Source organism: Enterobacteriaceae bacterium ESL0689, assembly GCA_029433525.1.
Lineage (GTDB): Bacteria > Pseudomonadota > Gammaproteobacteria > Enterobacterales > Enterobacteriaceae > JAQTIF01.
Map to the genome: position 1 here is coordinate 207,952 of JAQTIF010000001.1, position 26,712 is coordinate 234,663.

Here is a 26,712-nt window from a genome sequence, read left to right on the forward strand (position 1 = left end):
CAAAATTCTCTATTTATTCGTCGTCAGTATGGAAGATGGCGCAGCAGAATGACCAAAACGGTTACCTGCAACAAACGCCAGCAGACTGAGTAACAGGGCAGGAATGATCGGATGAAAACCCAGATACTGAATATTAAACGTCGCCAGCACGGTATATAACACACCGCCGGTTAACATCGCGCTGAGTGCGCCAGCGGCATTGGCACGCTCCCAGTATAAACCTAATACCAGTGGCCATAAAAATACCGCTTCCAGGCCACCGAAAGCCAGTAAATTGAGCCAGATGATCATTTCTGGTGGCCGCCATGCCGCGAGCATCATCAAGATCCCCAGTAACAGTGTCGTGATGGTTGAAATCCACTTTAGTTTCTGCTCATTATTTTTTTGCTCCGGCTGGATATTCAGCCAGAGATCTTTAATGATCGTTGCCGATGCCTGTAATAAATGGGCGTTTACATTCGACATAATGGCTGCCATCGGCGCTGCCAGAAACAGACCTGCAGCCCAGGGGGGCAGAACACGTATCATTAACGTTGGGATCACCTGATCGGGGATCGTTAGATCAGGCACAACCGCCCGCCCCAGGGCACCCGCCAGATGCATACCGAACATTAACAACCCCACCACGATAGTGCCGATGATGATCCCGCGATGAACAGCTTTACTGTCTTTATAGGAAATACAACGTACTGCAGTATGGGGTAAACCAATAACGCCGAAGCACACCAGAACCCAGAAGGAGGTCATAAAGGTGGGAGTAAGGAGGCCATCAGCGCCTTGTGGTGATACCAGTTGTGGATTGATTTGCTGTAGCGTCTCTACGGCATGAGACAGGCCACCAGCCGCATGTACGATACCCGCAAGGAGAACCACCGTGCCAATCAACATCACCACGCCCTGCATGGTGTCATTTAGCACGCTGGCACGGAAACCGCCAAAGGCGGTATACAGCGCGATAGTGATGCCGAAGATCAACAATCCGTTCTCATACCGAATACCTGCCGCTGTCTCCAGCAAGCGGGCACCGCCGATAAACTGAACCGCAATAGCGCCGATGAAAGCGATCAGCAAACTGATGCTGGCTACCCAGACCACTGCCCGATTCTGATAGCGTGCCTGAAGCATATCATTGAGCGTAATGGCGTTATAGCGACGGGAAAGAATGGCGAATTTTTTCCCCAACACCCCTAAAGACAGCCAGATAGTCGGCAACTGGATCATGGCCAGCAGCACCCAGCCCAGTCCATATTTATAGGCCGCCCCTGGCCCACCGATAAACGAACTGGCACTGATATAAGTAGTGGTGAGCGTCATCGCCAGTACGATCCCACCCATGGAGCGACTGCCGAGGAAATATTCACTCAGGAAATGCCCGTGGGTACGTTGACGCATGGCATAAACCGACAGGCCGAAAACCGCGCAGAGATAGGCGATTAGCACGGCGATAATTTCAAGCTGCATCATTCTCCTCCAGCGAGATATCGCGAAAGAAAAAACGCACCATCGTCCAGCACAACAGGATAAATAGCAGCGGTATCAGCAAACAAGCCAGCTCAAACCAGTGAGGCAGGCCGGTGATACCCGGTTGATTATCGGGAAGATAAGCCGCCACCAGCCAGGCGGCGAGATAAAGCAGTGTTAGCCATAGCGCCCAACGCGCTTCTTTGTGTGCCTGAATAAATCGAATATCCACGGAAAATGGCTTCCTTTATGGGGATGCATAAACCGACGATTCTACGGTAACTTGTTTAACAGAGAAAATAATCTGATGGAAAAAATATCTGGGTTATGACGCTGAAATACCGTGTTGTATTTTATATCAACAATCCTGACTGCGCGGATAGCTACGGAGCCTTTGACGCTATCTGTAGCCCTTGCCGCCACGCGATCAGCCGCTCTTTTAATGAGTTGCTCCCGGTGACAGAGTCGAGGATCGACTGGATACGCCAGCGGGGAATAATTTTGTCAGCCTGCTCGATATTTTTTTCCTGAATCAGCCAGTCACGCAGTGCCTGGAACAGGCTGGCCAGATTGTCACTCTCCCACGGCAGGGCAAATTCCAGCGGGCCGTTCTCGCCGCCTGCTTCAGCAAACTGCACATCAGGCAGTCCTTTTACGCCCGGTGGTACCGCACCGAGAAAACCAACATGACGGGGATAGTAGTGACCGGGTTTGGGGTTACCAGGGGAATCCGGCAGATAAAATGACAACGAGCGTTTTTTATAGCTGCCAGCATTAAACGCCTCGGCAAATGCCGGATTGACCTGTTTTGGCGCAGCCCAGAGGAGGCCATCGCGAAACTCGAAACGCGCGGCCCAGCCCCAGGCTGGCGCGGTCAACTGTGGATGACCGATAACGAATGGCGCTTCAGCCAGAGCCGGATCGTAGCTGGCAGCCAGGTCGATACAGTTTTCAGCGCTGAACGTAATTGTCCTGCCATCCATTGCAGTGTGAGTACCAGGCGCAAAAACCGGGAGTGTGGCTGCTGGGGTATGCATAGTCATAGCGAGCATTATTTCTGGTTGATCAATAATGCTCATTATGCGGATGAGTGGTCTGAGGGTAATCTGCCCACGGGCAGATAATAAAACGCAATTGTGAAGCGGGAAAGGATCGAAACAGCGCCGGGAAGCGTATTAAAAACTATTATAATAGCCCTGCGGTCCCCAGTAGCGACAGTTTACTGCTTTTACCTGGCGAAAACGCACAGAATGGCCTGCAGGCGGTTTATTATTTTTCTGTACTCAGCCAGTCACGGGCAATATCCAGCAAACGTTTTTCATCCCGGCCAGTGACTCCTAGCCAGGGGCGTGCCGGGATAGTTACCTGTTTCACCAGACGTCCCCCTACGTTAAGCGCACCAGCGGTTTTCGGCTTGATAGTTCCGCCAAACTGGTGAATAGCACCGTAAGGGCGATCTGTGCCAAACAACAGCGTACCTGTGTTGATTTGCCAGCGCAGCGTGCTACTCAGATAACCGTCCAGCGTCAGGATTTTTTCCTGATTACGTGATTTCTGTTCTTTATACCAGGGTTGCAGTGCTGCCCACGGCGTACCATCCGGCGCGGTTTGATTGCGAAAACGTTCGGCGTGGATATCCAGTAACTCCTCACCCAGTTCACTCAGTAGTACCGTGGGACTGGATAACTGACGAGCCATTTTTGCCAGGCTGTCCAGTGCGGCCTGGGCACTGAACGCCACGGTTATCGTGACTCCACTCATTTTTTGTCCTATTATCAGGTTAAACGGATTGCGCGGGCAGTCTCCGCCAGGACCTCCACTCCCACGCGCAACGTATCCCGGCTGTGGCGGCGGTCGGGGTTATTTCTCAGCTGATCGCCGGTAAACCCGGATACCCATCCGTAACGACTCCAGGTATCCTTCCTGTCAGGGGCAAAGGTAGTAACACCTGACCAGCCATCTGTACCTGATTCAAACACAGCCAGTGCCGGTGTGCTTTTTCCCTCAACATCAAACCGGGCGATATAGCGGCGGCGGATAATCGCCTTTTTAAGTACCATATTCCATTCCAGCCGCGTCCAGATTTCGTCAGGCTGACGGATGGTGTCGGCCAGCAGTGCCAGAAATCGCTCGCGCCCGCGTTTACTGATTTTAAGCTGGCCTGTTTTACGGGCTGTGAACAGCTCCGAGCCAATAACCAGCGGCTCACCCACCACATCCCGGTAAACCACCGGCTGATCCAGTGTCGCCCCGAACTCTGACAAAAACCGGGTAGCGTATTCCCGGTCGGTTAATCCGGTTGGCAACAGGCGATCTGCGCTGGCTGTGCGTGGCGGGGGCAATGCATCAACGGGTAGCTGATAAGGAACTCCCGGCACGCCAGTACTGCTCAGGCTGGACAGATTACCACTGAGCGGCTCAGCACCACGGGGCGCTGGAACCTGACTGTTTAGTCTTGAGCGCCCAGGCGCGTGCTCAAATGAGGGGTCAATCCCCTCCGGCACCTGTACACTGCGGGGGCCGTTAACGCTACGCTGACCGATAGTTCGCTCTTCCAGTACGGTTTCCGGAGCGGTATCAATTTTACGATTATGACGTTTCAGCCACGCCTCTGAGCGACCGCGAACAGTACACTGGCAGCCCCACGCATTAGGCGGAAAATGTGCTTCCCACCACGGATTATTCCAGCGCAGCAGCAGGCCATCCCAGAACAGATGTAGTTCGCGCGGATGTTCGACAGCATCACTGTGGATATATTCCCAGTAGGGCAACGTGTCACGGGATACCAGCAGCTGCGCGTAACGACCAGCCTGATAGCTACTGCGTAAATTGGTGTCATAAATCACACGAGTACGCCAGCCAAACCCACCGTTATAGCTCCAGCCATATTTATCCACGATAGTAGAAAACTGCTGTCGGAACTCCTCCAGAGTACGTCCCTCAGCAATAAAATTATCTACCGCCTGCTGCAAATCGGTGACCAAGTCATTACGGTTAGCACCGGCCACCACAAACGCCCAGTCATGTTCGGCGTTGTAGATATCCGTCCAGCCGGTAGTGGGCAGTGCCAGTTTGCGGCGGAAAAATTCGATCTGTTCGGAGAACGGCAGAGAGCCATAGTTCAGATCAGCGGTGGTCACGTGCCGCCTCCCCGGTGATATCAGTACGCCCGGCCAGCTGTGCAGCAGACAGGGCCTGTGCCAGCGCTGCCGCATAATCATCCAGCGTCATTTCCGGCAGCAGCGTGATCAGTTCATCACGCAGTTGTTCCAGGGACTGCACCCGATTAACCAGGTTATGGATTTGCTCTATCCAGCTGTCGGTTGCTGGCTGTAATTCGTTGTTCAGACGTTCCAACATTTGTGCCACCGGATCGGTGTCAGTCTTCGGTGCTGCTTCAGCAAAAGAGGCCGTGCCAAACTGAGTGACTGGCGTCCACGGGCGGGTGATATCACGATCGTCACCGGTACTGGCCAGCTCCCGGCCGAGCTGTGGCCGGGGGAGTTTACGGTTCAGTGCTGATTTGAGTGTCCCCAGAATGCTCACAGATAGCCTCCAAAATCGTTTATACCCCGTACCGTGCCAAACCCGGTGTTAGTCAGTTCGCCAGCACTGCTGGTACTGTCAAAACCAGTCAGTACGCGGAAAATGTCACGTTTGCCAGTGGACTGAAATGCTATCTCGCAGGCTAGATTGAGGGCGGCATAATTTGCCAGACAACCCGCAATTGCAGTATCACCGTGGCGTACCAGTTCCGGGTCTTTCAGATCTTTTTTCTCCAGCCTGGCGACCATAGGAACACCGTCAATCATTTCCACTACCCGCAGATCCTGCGCCACATTTTCATCTCGTGGCAATGTAATCAGTCCATCCTCAAACAGACCGGTAAATTTCGGCATCCAGACGCCATACCACTGGCGATTCAGTGTAATTTCTGCAATACGTGGGCGACCGTAACGATCAGCGACATATTCTGCCAGTACCATTCCAGGACCTGTTGCATCTATTGCACCACCCGACTGACGAGGGAGGTGGTCAATGAGCCAGAACAGGATCTGCTGCTGGAGTGCTGACGGGACATTGTTCAGCTCCAGAATAAATGGCACATCGCGGGCAAGGTTTTGTGTAAGCGCTACAGGAACAACTGCCGAAAAGTGGCGATGACGAGCGAAATCCATGCCGAAAACATGCCGCAATGTCGGATTGAGTGTCTGTATCATGACCGGTTGCAGTTCACGCTCAATCCAGTCACTGCCCCACGCTGCTCGTTCTGCTTCTGTCAGATTAATAAAGTCGTCTTCGAGAGCGAGGCGAATGACCGGGCGGGATTCGGGCATAGCCCGCTCGATCCAGACACCAGGAATACAGATCCCGTTACCGTCACGGGGAATGGCGTCCAGCTCCTCACGCATTGCTGCTTTACGGGGGCCGTAGGCGTTACGGATTCGGTTATACCAGGCCTCTTTACCTGCAATTGTCGCTGGCTCACCTTTCATGGCGCAGACCCGCTCATACAGGCCATTTGTTACTGCATCATCAAAAGTGATCCGCAACACCACCGCGTCGTTACCGTAACGACCAGCCTCAATATCGTTGCAAAACTGATGAAATGGGTTATTTTTACCGTTTTCAGAGCTGATTACCACAATCCGCCCACCCCAGATCAGCAGCGCTGTTGCGGCGTCCAGTACGCCCTGCACGTCCTGATGAAACGCCGCCTCATCAATAATGACCACGCCCTGCAGACCACGAATATTGGCCGGACGGGACGACAGTGCAACAACCTGGAATCCACTGGCAAAACGCACACGGTAAGAGGTTATTTGTCGGGTGTTTCCCTTTTCATCCTGATCTTCAAATAAAAACTCTTCAATTGCAGAGACTTCCTGTGCCTGCTGCTCAGCAATAACTCTGGCGAATTTAGCCACATAACCAATAAATTCCAACCCTTTCTCTTTGGTATCGCCGATATAGTAGACATTGTCGCCGCCTGCTGTTTTCTGTGCGCCAGCAATCAGGGTGGAGTTCAGCCCCCAGGCAAATGTAATGCCGGTACGACGACCTTTGGGGATAGCGAGAATACAGCCCCATACCATCAGCCATCTTATAGGCTTTATCCTTTGGTTTTGCAGTCTCTATCTGGCGGGCATTGAGTTTCATTTTGGGGGCACAAATCCTAATCGAAGTGACGTGCCCCCGATTATGCCCCCTTGTGGGTGAGGATTGCAATGGACGTTAAAACACCTCAATACACCGCAAATCCTTGTAGGGACTGGATTTAAGACATAAAAAAAGACGTCACTGGACGTCTATCTACTTACTTATGGTGCGAAGGCCGCACCGCGATTCTCGACGTAACCAACTGAAATAATTGAAATTAAAAAATAAGAGAACCGCCATATATACTCACATGTATACTCAACGCGATTCTCTGAAAGTTCGTGTACCTTAAAATTACTCCTCATCATCTTCCACAGGTTCTAACGCGTCAAGCGCGACTCGCACCATAGCAATAGAACCAATACGGATAAAAGCATCTTCCCCATCTATGTCGGTTAACTGATACCGCTCGGTTGATTCCGGCTCTGATTCAAGAATGTCAAAAAATGCATTCAACTGACCGATATCGCCATCACTTTCGTCCTCAGACTCATCTGGCTCACAGTAAAGCTCAATAACCGGACCACCATTCACCATGGTGATATGGACATTCCCATATCTTTCTTCATTTGCCTCTTCATCAGGGATAGGTGGAAAACCATCAAACAAGAATTGGTGGAAAATCACCTCTCGGGCATTTAAGGCATAACGATGCTGTTCAGAGTCGAAAACAAAGAAATGCTCATAATCAGGCGCTGCTTTTTCCTGAAAGTATGAGTAAAAACGACGCTTATCAGCCGGGGAAATGGGTAACAGCAAATAATCTTGCTGCCCTCGTAACCAGAGTTTCACCGTCCAAATGCAGCCATCCATTTCAATACCACTAGCGGCGATGCTTTCCAGATCATCATCACTACGGCTACTTTGATTACGCACTTTTTGCAATAAAGTATCGTTACCAGGAAAAACTGCATTCAATGGTTTCTTTAAAACAGCGCTTATCGCCTGCGCCAGTCCTAACTTGGCCGCAACTTTCCCTGTCTCTATACGCTGGATCTGCTGTTGGCTGGTACCAACCATATCCGCCAATTCACGCTGAGTGATTGATAGTTGAGTACGAAGTTCTTTGATTTTGTTTTGCATGATGCCCTCCCCACTTACCAAGAAGTAATGGATATCATTAAAACACAATAAAGAGTAAAAAACACAAAAATGAGTTTTTAGTCAGTGGCAAATACTCGCTAATGTGAAGAGCATCTTTTCATCGTTCTTCTCTGGTATGCCATAGATCCACGATATATATGTCATTGTCACGAATTTCGTAGTGAACCTCGTAATCATCGAATAATACTTTTCGGACTTCCCGAGGTTCATACCGAGTCTGCTGTACGCCAATTGCCGGATGCGCTGTAAGACCAGCACAACCAGTAATCAGACGATCCAAAACGTCATCGGCGTGCTGGCGGCTATACTGAAGGGCGAAACGGTAGATACGCTCCAGGTCATCCTGAGCTTTAAGCGTCCAGTAAATTTCCATTTATCAGGATTTCTTTAAGCGATTAGCAAAATCCACCATGTCCGAGTGGCTCACCACGCGCCCGGCATCCACATCGGCAAGACCGGCCTGGATGCTCTGGTGACGCCGTTCTCTTTCGGCCAGCATACTGGTCAACGCTTCCTTAATAATCCAGCTTTTAGAACGATCTAACTCAATTGCTAGATTCTCAACAGCAGCAGCCAATTCAACGGGTATCTGTGCGCTGATGGTTTGTTTAGTAAGCGAACCCATAGGGATTATCTCCGTTAATAACATTTAATAACTCCTATTAAGATTAGCATAGAGGTGCCTATAAAAACATCACATCTCATTTCGCAGGCAACATCCCCGGAAAGTGCTTCGCCACGATATCATTCATCTTCTCCACCAGATCCCGGCGTTTAAAAGTGATATGCCCACTGCCCTTCTGAAAGTAGCGAATGGTGAAAAAATCGTCTTCGAAAACCTGCTGATGCGGATTATCGCGCACAAAGTCCATAAACCGAATGGAGACATCATGCCGGTTATCAGGAATGGTTTTACCATCCAGCAAGTAGAGCATCCGTTCCAGATCGGCTAACTGATCGCGCCGCCAACCCCAATTCAGGCTGTAGCCCCATCGGTCGTGCTTCACCAGATTGTTGATGATGATCTTCTTACCGAAACAACAGGGATTGTTGGTTTTATAGTCCCAGCTTAGTCCTTTGAATACGTTGATAATCCCACGTTCGAAAACATCCTGTTTATTGTGGTGGAGTTGTTCAAAGGTACTCAGGATGTTGGCTTCACTGATGGCCGGAAGATCGCCCTCTTCGAGGTTTTTAGCCCACTGGCTGCGGGCTTCGGCATCCATCAAGGTCAACATCCCGGACTTCAGCATGAGATCGCGCCAGATACTGCGATCGATATTGTGGGTAATCACCGGCATCGCTTTATCTACTGGTTGCATCAGCCAGCAGTCAAAGGAATGGCCCTGTCGCATCGCCCAATGCTCCGCCACATCACCACCGATGCTGGAGGTTAGCCGTGAGATATCATCAAGCTCCTGGATCAGGATTTCTATCAGGCTCAGCGCAGCATCACGTCCTGTAACAATGCGTTCAATACTGGTTGAACAAATCAGCTCATTATGGTCGGTTAAAACTTCAGCTTCTGTTTGCATGATTTTTGTCCGTATAAAAGCAAACGCGCCTGCCGGGAGTGGCGGGCGCATTATGCAATGAGTAAATAAGGAAGACAGATCGGGAATGTAATTCGGGAAGGAGGCTCGCAAGATTCAGCGCGTCGAAGGATGATGACTTCGCCGCAACAGACCCGTTGCCTGTCGCGCCCGCAAAATGTCTACAGCCCGCAGATAAGGCGATTGTTCCTGCCTGCTAAATCCTCTGCGATCGATACGAACCAGTTCGTACTTTTCCACCAGAAAGTTAACGGCATCAGCCAGCGTAATACCGGCGTTGATATGCTCCTGAATAACGTTCTCATCACTGAACGGCGTGTCGTTCAGCGTCAGGCCATAGTGTTGCTCCAGCAGGCGCGTAAGTAGCGTTTGCCAGACAACTACGGGCGTCGGGCATGGCTTAGCCGCCCGCAGAGTTGATGCAGGTAAAGTTTTCATGGGGTTGTTCTCGTTAAGGGTGAGGCTAAAATCGGTCAGTGTTGAGTGGGGTAAATGACGATGAAGAGAGAGGCGTCGGTTATGTGAGCCTGGGTTCGGGATCATTCCTTTGTAACCGGACGAGCTAGGAATAACTGTCCAGAGAGGTCCGGATTATCACAGGCTGTCTGCCTGAACGACCCCATCATTCGCCAGAGAATGGCTGATATTGTTGGCTACCGTATTCGGGTCGAGTTTGATTTCGGCCAGCAGCTTTCCAGTCTCCGGAGTGCCTTTATATACGTAAAGCGATGCAAAAGGCTCCCCTGAATCATTCGAACCCGCTGAAACCTGATAGGTTGTATCCCCATTTCTGACCGTAAAATCCTGAATACTGATGACATGATTGCTCTGGTACGCGTAAGTGGTTGCCTGCGCCGGGACGGTGATATCCATCTCTTTGCTTTTTGCCCCCACCTTACCGAACGAATATGAAACCGACGGGGTGACAATACAAATCTCCACCTCCTTTTTGTGGTTTGTGGTCTGCGCGTAAAACACCGGTTTGGCACAGCGCTGATAATGCGCCTGACGCAACTTGTCCGATGTGGCGGCAGACACTTCTGACGTGACCGCAAATAAAATCACTATGTTTAACAGCAAATTACAAGTAATACTTTTGACACGTTCCATCTTTTACTCCCCCGCTTCGGGTAAAACGACATAAATATCCCGGCCCCTGACCTCAATGGTCACGGGCTCCTTTACACCGGTATTCAGCAATGCCTGCGCCTGCCAGAAACGACCGCTGACCTCTTCATGCATATCCGTCACGCGGATACAGCGCTCATCACTCCCCTCTTTATGCAGGATTTTCGTCACGACGGCACAGGCATTCTGCGCCAGATTTTCCGTACCTGACTGCCGGTTAAGGAGATCTAATCCCGCAAACGACAGGGCAGTACATAACAACCAGACCTGCATCAGTCGCCAGGGTTTATCCTGCATCTGGTCACGCTGACGGAGATACACCACCGGGAACCAGAACCAGATAAAGGATGGCGGCGAAATGCCCTGTTTCACCAGGTTAGTACGGTCCAGCAACACCCAGACCAAGGCAATGACCAAATAAATGACAAGCGCGAGAGCCTGCGGAAAATTCAGAACCAGGACAAACCAGAGGATCGGGAGAACAACCGCCAGGCACCAAGCGAACAGGTCTGCACGAAGCAACGGATAGGATTTCATCCCATTTCCCCCCGGAATGTTATTTCCTCATTGAAGACAGTGACGAACAAAAACATGGAAAGACTCCTTTATAAACAACTTACTGGAATGGTTAAGGAAGAGGCTGCGAGTTATTTTCAGCGCAGATCGTACTGCCTAACTTTCTGGCGTGATAATCGTTAATTCAGATCGATAATTGATTACCGATCGTTATTTTATATCGAATACGACGATCAATAAAGTTTATTTGATAGCCAATATCTATTACTGGCTTTCATTTCGATCGTCGAAACAGATCGAACATGTGCCGATAAAAGACACGATAAAATCAGAACAGGAGATGCCAGACGGCGCGGGCAATAGTCAGCAACCGGTGGCGGAGCTGGTGGAGATAGCGAACCAGCATCCCGGAAGTCTTCAGGGTGTTCACAGCTTCATCAAATATCTCCCCGGTCACGCGGACAAATCCCTCACGCGCTGTCTCCCTAACCGTGTCGGTCCGAAGTTCGGGGTGAAGATGTCGGGAAACAGCGCTGCCGCTGTGTACCGGTAACGCCAGTATCAGGGCCTCCACCCAGTGATGCAGGTTGTAGTGCTCTGCAGCAGAGACGGCAACGACCGGGTGGGCAGTAACGAAAAGGGTTTCGGCTAGTCGGGTTTTGGCCTGCAGGTTATGTTGCTGCTGCTGCGAGGGCCGGTGATTCTGCCCATCCCATTCCCGGCAGGGCTCCATTTTGTCCGCCTGGCTGAGTACAAACATAAAGCGCTCCGGTACTGCTCCGCTGCGGAGTAACTCGCGGTAACAGCGTATATCCTCGTTCCAGGCCCGCTCATCGGCTTTGAGTACCCAGACAATCAGGTCCAGTCTGCCGGACCATGCCTGATACAGGCGACGGTAAAGACTGTCCAGCTCAGGAGTTTCGCCAATACCAGGAAAATCTACCAGGGTCAGCGTATGTGTGCCGTGAGTGACCCTATAGCGCTGAACGGTGCGGGTGCAGCTGCTGATGGCATCAACCCTGGCGGGAGGTGGACTGAACAGTGTATTGCAGAGGCTGGATTTCCCTGCGCCACTTTTTCCCATCAGTCCGATACAGGGTTCATAACTTATGATACGGCTGAGTTGACGGCATATCTTTTCTGTCGCATCAGCAGGCAACTGCGAAAGGAGTTGCTGTAGTGGCATTATTTTAGAGGATTCATTGTTCATATTTCACCTGTGATAAAAGAATTTTTTTCAATATCACAGGAGTAATATAGGCCTGAAATAATTTACAACTCAATCAATTGTATTGAGGTTTCATCAGATGCCTTTTCTTCTGACTTTCATTCATGGTTTTAAACTTCAGACGTTCTTTACCAAAAGAAAGATCAACACCTTTGATCATCACAGGTTCAGCTAACGTCTCCCCAGGAAAGTTTTTTTGTAAAGTTAGCACCGGTATAAAAAAAGCCCCGGTTGTATCCGTCCTGAGTGATTCAGCGATCTTACAGAGGCCTCTGGGTATTCTTCGCTCTGCTTTAGCTACAGCTTCGTATTTTATATAGCGTACGTTTTCAAAATCCAGCACCCCGCCATATTTGTCCCATTCATTCCTGCTGACAGTGATCATCCTGCACGTAGCAGTAAACGTTCCGGAGTACAATCCGGGTACAATGTTAATATTACAGTAATAACACGCCACATATGTCTTCAGCACAATCCGAAACGACTTATCGTTAACTTCGTGACCATGGTTGCTAAAATGATTAGCAACGTGTTCAAGAATTTTATCGTCAATTGTTTCCATCAAAGCTTTTTGGTTTTTCCGTATCAGAGAACTTTCTCCTTTATGAGGGTGAAATACATCAGACAGCCCGAAAAACTCAACCGAACCATTCACACTAAATTCTTTTGAATTAACATGTTCGGGAAAAAGCCGAACCGGAACGGGTTTATTTTTGATGTCATTATTAGCCATCAGATTTTCTCTCTCTTTTGTGACCAGAGAGTAAAGATAATGAGACGTACTTTTTTTCCCATTCGACTTCACAGCTTTGTCACGAAGAAACGCTTCAGTCTCCTCATCAGAATAGTACATCGTTGCTTTGTATTTATACGCCATACATCCCCCAGGCTGTTCCTGATTTCTCTGCATTTGCCTTTTGGTTTACCTTCCTGCTCCGGAAGTTCCCCCATCACCATCGCACAACTAATTTACCTTAATTTGATAATAATTAAAAAATTAGAAGTACCCTAAATTTAATAATTTTAGGGCATTTATCGCATTTGCTTAAATTTAAAAGTGACTTATAAAAGTAGGTTACTTTTTGTTTTAACGTTAAAATTCATAGCGCTAACTAAAATGCGGTCGTTTCAGAAATCTACCAGTCCCCCTCTAGTCAGAAGGTACTTTTTACCTTGAGAATCTCACGGAACCGGAAGTTAGTTAAAAATTACTGCGACAACAATCTTCTCAGACGCTGCCTGCCATACCCAATGGATCGCTATGGCATGTCATCTGCTCCGGGTCAAAGAAGTGACGTTTTATCCATCTCTTACGCGACGGAGGAAAGTGGGTAACAACCAGCTTCATTAATTTTTTACACGGCCTTCCATCCCCTGAGGAAGGCTGCCACACAACAATGAAAACCAGTCATTCCTCCTTTTCACATTCAACGTAAAGGAGATATCCACATGAATACATCACCAGCTCTGCTGAACGACCAGCTTGTCGATATGGCATTCATCACCACCTATACCGAAATGACAGACAAATGGTTCTACAAACTCATCAGTGAAGGTCTGTTCCCTAAGCCAATCAAACTGGGTCGCAGCTCTCGCTGGCTAAAGAGCGAAGTGGAAGCCTGGGTGCAGCAGCGCATAGCAGACTCCCGGGGTAACTGAGCATGGTTGTAAAAGAATGGAAGCAAGGCTTAGCTCCTGGTGGCCTGGCAGAAGCAAAAATGGATAAAAAAGACGTTGTCCATGAGCACTTCCGAATGTCCTGATTATCAGATTCTCATTTATGTTCTGAATTGCTAATCCTGGAGTAAATTCTGAACACCTGTAATATAAAACCCCGCATAAGAAAAGGCTTTGGTATATATCAATCACCACCCATTGCACAGTATATATATTATATATACAAAGGAATTAACATATAAAGTGATTAATATATACAAAGAGATTCATACATAAGGGGATTTAATATATTAAATCATAGTCAAGCAAGCTAATGGCATATGCAGGTAGATATGTGGGCGGATATAAAAAGTGATTGACAATGTATTTTAGAGAGTGCATTTTATTTTAGCGTTAAATATGTAGCCATGACTAATTTAGCGTAAAGCAACTGAATTAATGTAAGGACTTTATTTATTTTAGATACATACATTAATTCAACTTTGATATATTAAAATACTCTCAAAAAAAATATTTAAATATCAAAAAAAATGAAAGACACACTTCAAAAATAGAAACCATTGCTGTGCACCATCAGTTATAACCGCCATGGGATAATAACGGAAAAATAACACCCCCTACCTAGGAAAGGCATAAATATCAAAAAACCAACGTATTCATTACTGCCATTCGCTCTGGCAGAGGCTTCGCTCGCCTGAGAAAAACGCAAAAGGAGTAATACTTATGACTAACCTTAAATTTGGGGAAATCAATCCGGGCTATATGAATCGTATTACGGATATTATCAACTTCGCTATAACAGCCCATGCCAGGACATCCGTATTCACCTTCGTACTCAGACTGCCTGAGCATCGTGATACAAGCGACAGTATTGCTAGTGCCCCTGATCTGAGTTCAGGATTGATGGAACGAGTAACTGGGTCGCTGAGAGCCCGTATCACAGCCCATCAGAAACGACGCAAGCGGGAAGGCCATCAGGTTTGCCCAACTGACCTAAGACACGTCTGGGTACGTGAGGTGGGAACCAGCGGCAAATCCCATTACCACATGGCGATATTCGTCAACAAAGATACGTTTAATGGATTAGGGAATTATTCGAAAGAAGACCATAACCTCGGGAGTTACATCTGCGAGGCATGGCTAAGTGCTCTGGGGCTGCTCGAATTTCCTGAGTACAGGACGCTGGTTTCCTTCATCAATAAGCCACATTATCTGGAGCGTCTTCGTGTGGATCGCTATGGGCAACAGTTTCTGAATTTACGGAGCCACCTGGAATACTTTGCCAAAGAGCGTACCAAAGTTTACAGCAAGGAAGAACGTTCATTCGGGGGAAGTGTCAGGTGAACCAGTTCTACACTGAATGGAGACATTTAATCAAATGGATGAAGACGTTACCAGTTAATCATTCTCCATGTTGGGAGGCACACCGTTTGTCCCGGGAAAGGATCGGGGTGGTGCAGTGTGCTATCCGGGTTATCGCTGGATGCAGCCAATCGTAGAACAGAAAGCGCTATCTGGGTGTCTCGGCATCACTGAAGCATGTCACGTATCCTCCGCATCCATCCGACAACTTCTCCCTCAGGATCGCGTTCGTGTATATGGGCGGCAGTCATCAAAGGAAACGCCCGTTCTGCCAGACGTGCCTTGGCAAGGTTATCTTTCATCACACCATCAAAGCCCTGAGCCAGCGAATAGGCTTCTGCAAACACTTTAGGGGTAGCTTTACCACCGACAGGATGGTCGGTGACAGCGATCATCACCCCAAACGCTTCGTGAATGGCTTCGGGATGAAGATAACTTTCGACTTCATGTTTCAGCGTCTGTGCTGCCCAGCATCCGTTGGCACGTGCATTAACGGCATTGACTGCTTCGGCATAAGCAGGAACATCACGATCGTAGATATGAATTTCCCTGCGATTCAGGGCGCGTAGATAATTTTCATTGACCCAGTGCTTGAGCGTTCCGCCACCCAGTACGATAAACGCCACACGTTCATCATTCTCCAGATCGGGAAGCGTGTTGTCTTCTGCGTGCAACGCTTTACTGAGAGCCTTAAAGGCGGCGACATCGGTTGGTCCTTCGACACAGAACAGCAGTCTGACCCGGTTGTCTGGTGTGACGCCCAGCGTATCCGTGACGATGCCGAAAACATCAGCACCAGCCTGAATGGTCGGTTGCCCGGTAGCGGCATCACGGGAGACAAAGCGAATGCTTTCACCCGGCAGCTCTGCAGCAAATCCAGGACTGTGCGTGGTAAGGATAACCTGGCAGCCGGTTTCGAGGGACAGCGATTTAAATGACTCAATCAGGATCCGCTGGTAATTAGGGTGCTGCGAGGTTTCGGGCTCTTCAATGGCGTAGATGATACTGCGACGATTACTGGATTTCAGACGTCGTTCCGCTTCGGCTTTAAAAAAGCTCACCAGCACCAGACGACGGACACCACTGCCACGCTTATTCAGCGGGATTCCTCCGTCAGTGTTCAGACCAACAGAGAACAGTCCCTGCCATTTTGCCGGTGTGGGAGGGGTAAATTCAGGGGTTAGCTCGCTTGCCAGGCCTGGCTCAATGCTCTTCAGCGCTTCATGTGTGTTTAGGGCAATCTCTTCTGCCTTTTGCTGAACCTTCAACTGGATCCTGGCGATGTCGTCCTGGACTTCCGCCAGTGCAGCCGTAATGGCGGCTTTCATCGGGCTTTGTACTTCATCGTCGGAATCCCGGCTGCTTCTGTCGCTCTGGAAAAGTGCAAACATGGGTAACCAGCTCTCGATTTGCTCCCAGATACGCTTTGTGTCCTCTTTGGCTTTGCTGACGGGAAGTAGCGTTTCCATCAATTGCAGATCTGTTGAGACCGCCCATATGGCTTTTCGCATTCCGGGATTCCCCTTAAGCGAAACATCGAGGTCAAGCTCTTTCACCATGGCCTGAAGTTCTTTTTCCTTCAGTTCCAGAAGGTTCTCAAAACCAGCGGCCGTGGGATGGTTTGCAATGACAAAAATCTCGGCAGTCGGCTTTTTGTTACAGCAGTTAAAGATCTTACGGATTTTCAGTGAGCCGTTTCCCGTCAGCAGAAACTCTTCCTGGAGGGCAGTTTCCGCGCCAGAATCAAGCGTGAGGGAAGGCGGAAGTTCGATAAATTCGCAGGTGATCTCCACATTGTCCTGCCCGCTGTGAATACATGCATCGCCTTTTTCGATAGATACCAATCTGTTGTTGAAGAAGATCTCCAGCGCTTCAAGAATTGTCGATTTGCCAATGTCGTTACGTCCGACAAAGGTAGTCAGGTCATCAAACTCAACGCTTACTTCGTTTGCATAACAGCGAAAATTTTTAACTGCCATACTTTTCAGTCGCATGTCTTTTCCCTTTTGATGGAACCGCTCAGTTGAACTAACTGCTATTTTACCGGGCAGGTGAATATTTTTATTGATGATGGTTTGATTTATCTTCGGAACTCATTGGCTAATATCGCAGGGAGCCGTGGTTTTCGTTCGATACCAGGCAATCTGGTATGGCATTGCAACGACAGGCTTTACGAAAGTTTTTTAACGGCACCGGTAGTGGTTATGAACGATAACCCATCGGGGTCCATTTTAATGAGTTATACATACGCCCGTTTCTGGCAGCAACGCATCGCCGATATCCGAATCATGTCTTGGCATGGACTGTGTCTCTTACGCCTTATTTGACGGGCGTCGGTTACGTCTACTGACGATCATTGATCTCTACACATGGGAATGTCTGGGGATCTGCGTGAGCCAGAATCTGCGCTCAACGAAGGTTGCAGAGATGCTGAACACCATTGCGCTCATAACTTCCTTTACCCCAATTGCTGAAAACCGATAATGGATCTAAATTTGCAGGAAATATGCTGGACAAGTGGGTGTATGAACGAAGGATCCGTATAAACTTCTCACGACCGGGAACACCTACGAACAATGCCACGGTGAAGTCGTTCAACGACAGGCTACGGCAGGAATGTCTGAACGAGAACTGGTTTATGTCCCTGGAGGGTGCACGGTGCAAAATCGAAGCCTGGCACATGCACTACAATCAGGAGCGTCCCACTTCTGCACTGGGATGGATGACCCCGTCCGAATTTGCCAAGAAATCTGCCGGTTGCCAGAATACGCAGCCAGACTGAAGCCGGTAATTCCTGATTATGACTGGAGCATATTTGGGGTCAGGGTCTCAAACCGACATTAATAACTGAGGTTGTATCTAATACTGTGGGCAGTCGGGTAAAACCTCTATTCTTGTAACAAGTTGATATTGTTAGAATCCTTAGCACAAGCCATTCAGAGCCCGCCGCAGCAAACATCCGCCCTTTCTATCATTTAAATGCCTATTGATCGTTCTCATCTATGTCCGCAATCGTTATGATGGGAAGACTTGCTCCAATGATGTTTTTGAGAGCTGCTGCGTAATTAGCCGTAACAGCAATAGTTTCCAAAGGTTACTACACAAACAGGTCATTGAATTATAAAGAATGATGGAGAGAAAGCCATGGAATTACTTGAATATATCAGTGATGAAGATCTTTTTAGCGAAGTTGAAACCTTATTAACTAAAGCTAAAAAGAAAAAAGACGCTGCTGAGAAGACTTTTAACAGCAATGTGATTGACCCTTTTGGCGCGCTTTTTGAAGCTCCGGGTTTCTCATCCCATGAAGAGTGGCGAAACTCCGAACTTGCACGGCAACGTCAGAAAACCATTCAGAATCATGTTGGTACGTTTCACCAAAAAATCCTCGGCCATGTTGATGGATGGCAGGACATGGGAATTGGGGGCATCGTTGATCTCCTCAACGAAGAGAGAAGAATCATTGCCGAGGTGAAGAATAAATACTCAACGGTTACTGGCGGGGACTTAGCTGACAAGTATAAAGGCTTAGATGAACTGGTATCACCTAAACATAGCCGTTTTAAGGATTACTGCGCTTACTTTGTTAATATAATCCCTCGCAAACCTGTCAGGTCTAACATCCCTTTTACCCCCTCCAATAAAGGCAGCGGTACTCTATGCCCTTCGAATCCTAACATTCGAATCATTGATGGCGCGAGCTTCTATGAGCTCGTAACGGGCAGACCGGATGCTCTGCAAGAACTTTATAATGCTCTTCCTCACGCAATTGAGTATGTTTTGAACGAACGTCTCGGGCAGAAAGGCTTCTCCATCACTGATAAAGATTCTTTTATTAAGTATTTTGGTCTCGCTTACGGCTGATAACCATGATCAACGTTTGACAACGCCAGTGTAAATCCATACAGTAGTAACCATGACTAATGTTGGCATGGTTACTAAGTATGTTAAAGGAAGAGTTTTCACTTTCAGAAGTTGCAGACATTTTGGGTGTGTCAAAAGAAACTTTAAGGCGTTGGGACACTGCTGGAAAATTAATTTCTCAACGAAATGACGAGAACAACTATCGTTTTTATAGAAAAGATCAACTTAAACATTTTGAGCAAGCTCAGTTTTTATTTAAAAGTCAGTGGTCTGATGAGCCTAAAACCTGCAATAATAATTATACTATATTAGAATTATTTGCTGGCGCAGGAGGTATGGCTTTAGGTTTGGAAAAAGCAGGTTTAAAATCTGTTTTACTAAATGAAATTGATTCCCATGCTTGTAAGACGCTACGGAAAAATAGACCTGAATGGAATGTGGTTGAAGGTGATGTGAGTCAAGTAGATTTCACCCCTTATAGGGATACCGTTGACGTACTGGCTGGCGGTTTCCCTTGCCAAGCATTCTCTTATGCAGGCAAAAAACTTGGTTTTGAAGATACACGAGGTACCCTTTTCTTTGAGTTCGCCAGAGCCGTGAAAGAAATCAATCCGAAAGTTCTTTTAGCAGAGAATGTACGTGGATTGCTAAATCATGATGATGGGCGAACTTTAGATACTATAAAAAATATTATCACAGACTTGGGCTACACTTTATTTGAGCCAAGGGTACTTAAGGCTATTTTCTATAAAGTGCCACAAAAACGCGAGCGTTTGATTATAGTGGCTGTAAGAAATGATCTTGCTAATGACATAGATTATGAGTGGCCTTCATCTTACAATAAAATCTTAACTCTTAAAGATGCCTTAAAAAAGGGAGAGCTGTACGATACCGATGTGCCAGAATCTGAGGGGCAAAAATACCCTAAAAGAAAAGCCGAGATTCTAAGCATGGTTCCTCCGGGTGGGTACTGGAGAGACCTTCCAGAAGATATCCAAAAAGAATACATGCTCAAGAGTTTTTATTTAGGCGGTGGTAAAACTGGTATGGCTCGTCGCTTGTCTTGGGATGAACCAAGCCTCACTTTAACATGTGCCCCAGCACAGAAACAAACAGAGCGTTGTCACCCGGAAGAAACACGACCATTAACAGTGCGTGAGTACGCAAGAATACAGACCTTCCCCGATGACTGGGTATTTGAAGGTCCAATGTCAGCGAAATATAAGCAAATAGGGAATGCTGTTCCTGTTAATCTATCATTTGCCGTTGGTAAATCCGTTGTACATCTTTTAGAAAAAATAAATAAAAAATAACCATACAGGGTAGGCTTCATAGCCTACCCTTACATTCTTACCTTATACTGGGTTCATTAGATTCATTCCTAAATTGTTCTTACGATAGATATCCGAAATAAATTTCAAATTTATAATCTTCACGCACCAAGTACTTCAATGATTATCATCGCCTGTTAACGCTGACCCCAACAGTAGAAAGCGTGGACGGTTTACCGGATGAAGAGGCACAACTGGCGGTTGTAACGGCATTCCGCGATGTGATGCTTTTGAAAAATGTCCTCGAAAGCTTTTCCTATTTTAACGATGCGGCTAAAACATTGTCGAACCAGACGCAGGCAGACTTTACGAGTAAATACCTTGATATCCAAGACAAGGTAAAAAGCACTTCAGAAAAGAGAAAGTCTATATTCTTTAATACATGGAGTTCTAAATCTCGTTGATTCATCGCGATGAAATTAACGTTGGCTATATACTGAGGCTGCTTGCTGGCATTCAATCAATTATCGGGTTATTGATTTTTGCATAATCAAACGGGCTAATTGTTTCCTCTCGGTTAGCATCAAGAAAGTCAGCCCACCATTGCAGCATCAACTTGCGCTCATCCAGATGTTCCGCTTTATGGATATACGCCGCCCTCACCGAATTGCGTTCCATATGACTCATCTGCCGTTCTACCGCATCCTTCGACCATAGGCCTGACTCAATTAATGAACTACAAGCCATCGTACGAAAACCGTGACCACAAACCTCAACTTTAGTGTCATAGCCCATCACCCGCAGCGCACTATTCACCGTGTTCTCACTCATGGGTTTACGCGGATCGTGATCGCCAATAAAAATCAGCTCGTGTTCTCCGCAGAACTGTTTTATCTGCTTCAGGATCGCCAGCGCCTGCTTTGAAAGCGGCACCAGATGAGGTGTACGCATCTTTGATCCTCGCTGAGAATGTTTCACTCCAGGAATAGGTTCTCGCACAGGCGGAATGGTCCACATTGACGTTTTAAAATCGATCTCTGACCAGCGAGCAAAACGCATTTCACTGGATCGAATAAAGATAAGTAGAGTGAGTTCGGTTGCCCAACGGGTTAGCGGCCTACCGGTGTAGTCATCTATTTTTTGAAGTAATTCAGGGATGCGCTTTAACTCCAGCGCCGGACGATGCTTCCGATTACTGGAAGCTACCGCCCCCGCCATCTCTTGCGCCGGATTGTATTCTATTAGACCGCTTTGCACTGCATAACGCATGATAGCAGTGGTGCGCTGTTGAAGGCGTGAAGCCACCTCAAGACGTCCAGACATCTCCACGGCTTTAATAGGAATTAACAGATCGCGGGTACCCAGCTCTGCAATATTACGTGCGCCAATCGTTGGAAAAATATTGTCCTCCAGGCTTTTCTGCACACGCTTCGCATGGTCTTCAGACCATTTCTGATTGGTAGTGAGCCACTCTCTGGCAACCTTCTCGAAAGTAATAATCTCTTTCGCCTGCTCTTCTTTCACAGCTCGTTTATGCTCACGAGGATCGATACCAGCAGCTACCAACTTTCTGGCCTCTTCCCTTTTCTTCCTGGCATCAGCCAGCGAAACATCTGGGTAAACGCCGAACGCCATTAAATGTTGTTTACCACCAAAACGGAAACGAAATCGCCAATACTTGGAGCCGTTAGGTTTTACAAGCAAGAGCATGCCGTCGCCGTCAACAAGTGAATACTCTTTCTCCTCAGGTTTCGCAGAACGAACTTTAGTATCCGTTAGAGCCATAATGGTTCTCCTTCCATTGGTACATCGTGAGTATACAAGCAATATCGAATCGACAAATATACTCATTAGTATACTCACAAGCTTGTTGATGTGGGTTGAGTTAGGTTGACTTCAGTTGAGGAGAAAATCGTGGAAAGCCTTGTGTGGCGCGGATTTTAGACATAAAAAAAGACCTCAATTGAGATCCATTTACATACTTATGGTGCCGAAGGCCGGACTCGAACCGGCACGTATTGCTACGGTTGATTTTGAATCAACTGCGTCTACCGATTTCGCCACTTCGGCACAGAAGGGGTACGGAAACGCTGTGGATTATACCTGTCGCTGGCTGCCATGCAAGTGGCCGGAAGAAGAAGTTGTATTAAGTGTCTAAAAAAGCAGCGTCATGTTTTCCCTGAGGGGCTGACAGCCCGGTTTTGGCTTTTCAGCGACCTCCTCCGGCACACATATTCACACGCAACATGATTTTGATCCGGTCTCATCAATAGCAGTAAACATCGTACATCAGATACTTCTTAGCCATTTATATCGACACATCCGCTGTTCACGTAAGAAACAGCTTGTCATTTTTATAAAAATATTACTAAATTGTACCACTACGATAACGTTTGCGTATGACATGAGAAGCACATGTAGAAGCCAGGTTAAATTTTACGCACAGGCATAAAGTTCTGTTGAAAAGGTCTATCCAAAGGCTGGATAATCGTTTGCGTTTCTGTTTTATCCACCCTTTTCAGGTCACTGGGTCGATTCACTTTAACACCGTAAGGTATGAGTGGTGTTCTGTACTGGCTTTTATCGTATCAATACGATGAAGGCGCATAAGGAAGTCGCATTTCACGGGCAAGGAGCGAACGCTGCGCAGTCCGACGGAAAATTAAATTTTCAGGGGAAATTTCCTATGACGACGCCCTCAGTGCGTACCGGTGGTGTGCTAGACACCTGGTTTAAAATTTCAGAACGTGGTAGCTCTGTTCGCCAGGAGATCATTGCCGGGCTGACGACCTTTCTGGCGATGGTTTATTCGGTTATCGTGGTTCCGGGTATGCTGGGGAAAGCCGGTTTTCCGCCAGCCGCGGTGTTTGTTTCGACCTGCCTGGTTGCCAGTATCGGTTCTCTGGTTATGGGGATGTGGGCTAATCTGCCGCTCGCGATTGGCTGCGCTATCTCACTGACTGCATTTACCGCATTTAGCCTGGTACTGGGGCAACATATTGCTATCCCGGTGGTTCTCGGCGCCGTGTTCCTGATGGGGGTGCTGTTTACGATCATCTCCGCTACCGGGATCCGTAGCTGGATCCTGCGTAATCTGCCACAGGGGATTGCGCAAGGCACAGGAATTGGGATTGGCTTATTTTTATTGCTGATCGCTGCCAATGGTGTCGGCCTGGTGATTAAAAACCCGATCGATGGTTTACCCGTTGCACTGGGAGATTTTGTCAGTTTCCCGGCCATGATGTCACTGGCTGGATTAGCAGCGATTATCGGCCTTGAAAAAATGAAAGTGCCGGGCGGGATCCTGCTGACGATTATCGCCATTTCTGTTATTGGCCTGATTTTCGATCCAGGCGTCCATTTTTCCGGCATTTTTGCGTTACCTTCATTGAGTGACAATCAGGGCCACTCCTTGATTGGTAGCCTTAGCATTGCTGGTGCCCTGAATCCAGCGGTATTGCCTGCGGTGCTGGCGCTGGTGATGACGGCAACCTTTGATGCCACCGGAACCATTCGCGCGGTTGCAGGTCAGGCGAATTTGCTGGATAAAGACGGCCAAATCATCAATGGCGGTAAAGCGTTAACGACAGATTCGCTCAGTAGCATCTTCTCTGGTATTGTCGGTGCATCACCTGCGGCGGTGTATATCGAATCGGCTGCGGGGACAGCCGCAGGCGGTAAAACGGGCCTGACGGCGGTCACGGTGGGTGTGCTGTTTTTATTGATTTTATTCCTCTCTCCCCTCGCCGGACTGGTTCCTGCCTACGCCACCGCACCCGCATTGATGTATGTCGGTTTGTTGATGCTAAGTAATGTGGCAAAAATTGACTTTGCTGATTTCGTTGATGCGATGACTGGATTGATTACCGCAGTGCTGATTGTTCTGACCGGCAATATCGTTACCGGTATTATGATTGGCTTCGCGACCCTGGTCATTGGTCGCCTGGTGGCTGGCGAATGGCGTAAACTCAATCCAGGTACGGTGATTATTGCGGTAGCACTGGTTATCTTCTATGTCGGTGGCTGGGCAATTTAAGCTTTTTTGCAAAAATGGGCAGCTCCAGTCTGTCCATTTTATTTTTCATAAATACCGTGGTTTTTTTCGTGTGAAGTTGGGTAACATATAGCAGGAGAGCATGACGCCTCAAACACAAAATCAGAGCCTGACCCACCAGATGTTATTCACGCGCATACGATGAACATGGGCAGCACGGAAAACCCCAGTATACATGAAGTAGCTGAGGATTTCGGGCACTGACCACGAACAGAAGTAGCACGTGATAGCGTCCCTACAGGCCGACTCTAATAAACGCTGCAAACAAGGAACATATGGAAATATTCTTCACAATACTCATCATGACTCTCGTCGTCTCCCTCTCCGGGGTCGCGACCCGGGTACTGCCTTTTCAGGTGCCGCTCCCGCTGATGCAAATTGCCATTGGTGCGCTGCTCGCATGGCCGACCTTTGGTTTACATGTCGAGTTTGACCCGGAGCTGTTTCTGTTACTGTTTATTCCGCCACTGCTTTTCGCGGATGGCTGGAAAACACCTACCCGGGAATTTATTGAACACGGACGGGAAATATTTGGCCTCGCTCTCGCCCTGGTGCTGGTCACTGTCGTTGGTATCGGTTTCCTGATCTACCTGGCGGTTCCGGGTATCCCACTGATTCCGGCCTTCGCACTGGCTGCGGTGCTATCGCCAACCGATGCCGTCGCACTGTCAGGGATCGTCGGCGAGGGGCGTATCCCGAAAAAAATCATGGGGATTTTACAGGGTGAGGCATTGATGAATGATGCTTCTGGTCTGGTTTCCCTCAAGTTTGCCGTTGCTATGACGATGGGCACGATGGTGTTCACGGTGAGCGGCGTGACGATAGAGTTCCTGAAAGTCGCGATTGGCGGGATCCTTGCCGGGTTTATCGGCAGCTGGTTATATGGCCGTTCCATGCGTATTCTCAGCCGCTGGGGAGGCGATGAGCCTGCCACGCAAATTGTCCTGCTGTTCCTGCTCCCCTTCGCGTCCTATCTGGTTGCGGAACATATCGGCGTTTCCGGCATCCTGGCGGTGGCGGTAGCGGGAATGACGATTACCCGTTCTGGCTGTATGCGTACCGCGCCACTGGCGATGCGTTTGCGTGCCAACAGTACCTGGTCGATGCTGGAGTTTGTCTTTAACGGCATGGTCTTTTTGCTGCTAGGTTTACAATTGCCGAGCATTTTATCCGATTCACTGCTCAAGGCGCAGGAAGATCCTAACGTCGAAACCTGGGTACTGTTTAGCGATATCGTCATGATCTATATCGCTCTGATGGTGGTACGTTTTATCTGGCTGTGGACGATGCGTAAATTAAGTCAGCGTGTCATGAAGAAAAGACCGATGGAGTTTGGCTCCTGGTCTATCCGTGAGATGCTGATCGCCACTTTCGCCGGGGTACGTGGTGCCATCACACTCGCAGGTGTTTTATCAATTCCATTGTTATTAAAAAATGGTGATGACTTTCCGGCACGTTACGAGCTCATCTTCCTTGCCACGGGCGTGATTATATTTTCCCTGCTGGTTGGGGTGATTATCCTGCCGTTGCTGTTGCAGAATATCAAATCGGGTGATCATGTGCAGCAAGTCAATGAAGAGCGGCTGGCACGTGTAGCAACCGCCAATGTTGCGATTGTCGCTGTCCAGAAAATGGTGGAACGACTGACGACAAACAGTGAAGAGAATATTGATAATCAGTTACTTACTGAAGTCAGTTCTCAGGTCATCGGTACGTTGAGCCGTCGGATTGAAGGGCGTGACGATATCGAAACATCGATGGTTAAAGAACAACTTGAGCGTCGGTTTCTTCTGACCGCGTTACGTTCAGAACGGGGTGAGTTGTATCATCTGCGTGCGACCAGGCAAATCAGCAATGAAACATTGCAAAAATTGCTGTACGACCTTGATTTGATGGAAACACTATTAATAGAAAACCGCTAATTTCTTGCCCTTCCCCGATCAGTCTCTGCTGATCGGGGCGTCTGTGCAGAGTTCGAATTTTCTCATCATTTTTAATGGAAAAATGACATTGATCTCTATTTTTGTTAAAATTTTTTAACAAAAATATATCAATTCGCTGTTTTTTATAGAAACTATAACGCCTGATTAATTCCCAATTACTTGTCTGCTCAATCACTTTATGTTTAAAAAATAACCAAATAATTGTATCGCAATACAATAATCACCGTTGTTAATCAATAGAAATAAAATTTATAAAATTGATGTATAACAAATAGTTATTAAGTGAAATCTGGCAAATTTGATCTATTTACAGGAAAAAATAAAAGAAAGCACTTTTCCTTAAGACTTGCATAGTATGCTATGCCAATGATACTGATAATGATACCGGGCG

25 protein-coding genes, 1 tRNA gene and 1 pseudogene are annotated in these 26,712 nt (G+C 47.9%); 7 read left to right on the forward strand and 20 right to left on the reverse strand.

Translation table 11 applies throughout. From position 1 onward, the window contains the following. Positions 1–9 precede the first annotated feature (9 nt). From panF to PT300_01180, 17 genes and pseudogenes are all read right to left on the reverse strand, one after another. Positions 10–1,461, reverse strand: coding sequence for a sodium/pantothenate symporter (gene panF / locus PT300_01100; GenBank protein MDF7679292.1), 1,452 nt, complete (start codon positions 1,459–1,461; stop codon positions 10–12). After that, positions 1,451–1,693 carry a YhdT family protein gene (locus tag PT300_01105; protein ID MDF7679293.1) on the reverse strand — a complete coding sequence of 81 codons (243 nt, stop codon included), beginning with the start codon at positions 1,691–1,693 and terminating at the stop codon, positions 1,451–1,453. The genes panF and PT300_01105 overlap by 11 nt, the downstream gene beginning before the upstream one ends. Before the next feature lie 151 nt (positions 1,694–1,844). Continuing rightward, positions 1,845–2,504: a hypothetical protein gene (locus tag PT300_01110; GenBank protein MDF7679294.1), complete on the reverse strand. Its 660-nt coding sequence runs from the start codon at positions 2,502–2,504 to the stop codon at positions 1,845–1,847. Positions 2,505–2,730: 226 nt separating this feature from the next. Further along, positions 2,731–3,222: a phage virion morphogenesis protein gene (locus tag PT300_01115; protein ID MDF7679295.1), complete on the reverse strand. Its 492-nt coding sequence runs from the start codon at positions 3,220–3,222 to the stop codon at positions 2,731–2,733. A 14-nt stretch (positions 3,223–3,236) separates the two neighbouring features. Beyond that, on the reverse strand, positions 3,237–4,601 hold the full coding sequence (locus PT300_01120) for a PBECR2 nuclease fold domain-containing protein (GenBank protein ID MDF7679296.1): 1,365 nt from the start codon (positions 4,599–4,601) through the stop codon (positions 3,237–3,239). Further along, positions 4,588–5,007, reverse strand: a complete 420-nt coding sequence (locus PT300_01125; protein MDF7679297.1) for a DUF935 family protein — start codon at positions 5,005–5,007, stop codon at positions 4,588–4,590. Before PT300_01125 ends, PT300_01120 begins: the two co-directional genes overlap by 14 nt. After that, complete coding sequence (locus PT300_01130; GenBank protein MDF7679298.1) at positions 5,004–6,557, reverse strand: hypothetical protein; 1,554 nt, start codon at positions 6,555–6,557, stop codon at positions 5,004–5,006. The genes PT300_01125 and PT300_01130 overlap by 4 nt, the downstream gene beginning before the upstream one ends. Further along, positions 6,541–6,621, reverse strand: a pseudogene (locus PT300_01135) (DUF4102 domain-containing protein). Before PT300_01135 ends, PT300_01130 begins: the two are co-directional and overlap by 17 nt. Positions 6,622–6,915: 294 nt before the next feature. After that, a complete protein-coding gene (locus PT300_01140) occupies positions 6,916–7,704 on the reverse strand; it encodes a helix-turn-helix domain-containing protein (GenBank protein MDF7679299.1) in 789 nt (262 codons plus the stop codon). A gap of 118 nt (positions 7,705–7,822) precedes the next feature. Further along, entirely contained in the window at positions 7,823–8,098 is a 276-nt protein-coding gene (locus PT300_01145) for a type II toxin-antitoxin system RelE/ParE family toxin (protein MDF7679300.1), read from the reverse strand. Positions 8,099–8,101: 3 nt separating this feature from the next. Continuing rightward, positions 8,102–8,350: a ribbon-helix-helix domain-containing protein gene (locus PT300_01150; GenBank protein ID MDF7679301.1), complete on the reverse strand. Its 249-nt coding sequence runs from the start codon at positions 8,348–8,350 to the stop codon at positions 8,102–8,104. A gap of 76 nt (positions 8,351–8,426) precedes the next feature. Then, entirely contained in the window at positions 8,427–9,260 is an 834-nt protein-coding gene (locus PT300_01155; protein ID MDF7679302.1) for a DUF4942 domain-containing protein, read from the reverse strand. Positions 9,261–9,374: 114 nt separating this feature from the next. Further along, a complete protein-coding gene (locus PT300_01160) occupies positions 9,375–9,716 on the reverse strand; it encodes a TA system toxin CbtA family protein (GenBank protein ID MDF7679303.1) in 342 nt (113 codons plus the stop codon). A gap of 156 nt (positions 9,717–9,872) precedes the next feature. Then, positions 9,873–10,388, reverse strand: coding sequence for a hypothetical protein (locus tag PT300_01165; GenBank protein MDF7679304.1), 516 nt, complete (start codon positions 10,386–10,388; stop codon positions 9,873–9,875). Between the two features lie 3 nt (positions 10,389–10,391). Further along, a complete protein-coding gene (locus PT300_01170; protein ID MDF7679305.1) occupies positions 10,392–10,943 on the reverse strand; it encodes a hypothetical protein in 552 nt (183 codons plus the stop codon). A 307-nt stretch (positions 10,944–11,250) separates the two neighbouring features. Continuing rightward, the gene (locus tag PT300_01175; GenBank protein MDF7679306.1) at positions 11,251–12,132 is read right to left on the reverse strand and encodes a 50S ribosome-binding GTPase; all 882 of its coding nucleotides are present in this window, start codon (positions 12,130–12,132) and stop codon (positions 11,251–11,253) included. Between the two features lie 73 nt (positions 12,133–12,205). Beyond that, complete coding sequence (locus tag PT300_01180; GenBank protein MDF7679307.1) at positions 12,206–13,027, reverse strand: hypothetical protein; 822 nt, start codon at positions 13,025–13,027, stop codon at positions 12,206–12,208. 572 nt (positions 13,028–13,599) lie between these two features. On the opposite strand from PT300_01180, the gene PT300_01185 reads away from it, so the two are divergent. Then, the gene (locus tag PT300_01185) at positions 13,600–13,809 is read left to right on the forward strand and encodes an AlpA family transcriptional regulator (protein ID MDF7679308.1); all 210 of its coding nucleotides are present in this window, start codon (positions 13,600–13,602) and stop codon (positions 13,807–13,809) included. Between the two features lie 780 nt (positions 13,810–14,589). Continuing rightward, complete coding sequence (locus PT300_01190) at positions 14,590–15,171, forward strand: inovirus Gp2 family protein (GenBank protein MDF7679309.1); 582 nt, start codon at positions 14,590–14,592, stop codon at positions 15,169–15,171. Between the two features lie 185 nt (positions 15,172–15,356). Here the strand turns inward: PT300_01190 and PT300_01195 are convergent, their stop codons facing one another. Further along, positions 15,357–17,183, reverse strand: a complete 1,827-nt coding sequence (locus PT300_01195) for an ATP-binding protein (protein ID MDF7679310.1) — start codon at positions 17,181–17,183, stop codon at positions 15,357–15,359. A gap of 1,150 nt (positions 17,184–18,333) precedes the next feature. Here PT300_01195 and PT300_01200 point away from each other — a divergent pair. The 3 genes from PT300_01200 to PT300_01210 all read left to right on the forward strand — a co-directional run bounded on the left by PT300_01200 (position 18,334) and on the right by PT300_01210 (position 20,788). Continuing rightward, positions 18,334–19,053 (forward strand): Eco47II family restriction endonuclease, encoded by a 720-nt coding sequence (locus PT300_01200; GenBank protein ID MDF7679311.1) that lies wholly within the window; start codon positions 18,334–18,336, stop codon positions 19,051–19,053. An 80-nt stretch (positions 19,054–19,133) separates the two neighbouring features. Next, the gene (gene dcm / locus PT300_01205; protein ID MDF7679312.1) at positions 19,134–20,366 is read left to right on the forward strand and encodes a DNA (cytosine-5-)-methyltransferase; all 1,233 of its coding nucleotides are present in this window, start codon (positions 19,134–19,136) and stop codon (positions 20,364–20,366) included. Positions 20,367–20,548: 182 nt separating this feature from the next. Next, positions 20,549–20,788: a hypothetical protein gene (locus PT300_01210; GenBank protein ID MDF7679313.1), complete on the forward strand. Its 240-nt coding sequence runs from the start codon at positions 20,549–20,551 to the stop codon at positions 20,786–20,788. Between the two features lie 52 nt (positions 20,789–20,840). On the opposite strand, the gene PT300_01215 is transcribed toward PT300_01210, so the two are convergent. Both PT300_01215 and PT300_01220 read right to left on the reverse strand, forming a co-directional pair. Then, positions 20,841–22,109 carry an integrase arm-type DNA-binding domain-containing protein gene (locus tag PT300_01215; GenBank protein ID MDF7679314.1) on the reverse strand — a complete coding sequence of 423 codons (1,269 nt, stop codon included), beginning with the start codon at positions 22,107–22,109 and terminating at the stop codon, positions 20,841–20,843. Positions 22,110–22,309: 200 nt separating this feature from the next. Beyond that, positions 22,310–22,394 (reverse strand) — tRNA-Leu (locus tag PT300_01220). Positions 22,395–23,010: 616 nt separating this feature from the next. On the opposite strand from PT300_01220, the gene PT300_01225 reads away from it, so the two are divergent. Together PT300_01225 and PT300_01230 are read left to right on the forward strand one after the other, a co-directional pair. Further along, on the forward strand, positions 23,011–24,360 hold the full coding sequence (locus tag PT300_01225; protein MDF7679315.1) for an NCS2 family permease: 1,350 nt from the start codon (positions 23,011–23,013) through the stop codon (positions 24,358–24,360). Positions 24,361–24,653: 293 nt separating this feature from the next. Then, on the forward strand, positions 24,654–26,300 hold the full coding sequence (locus PT300_01230) for a Na+/H+ antiporter (protein ID MDF7679316.1): 1,647 nt from the start codon (positions 24,654–24,656) through the stop codon (positions 26,298–26,300). Positions 26,301–26,712 lie beyond the last annotated feature (412 nt).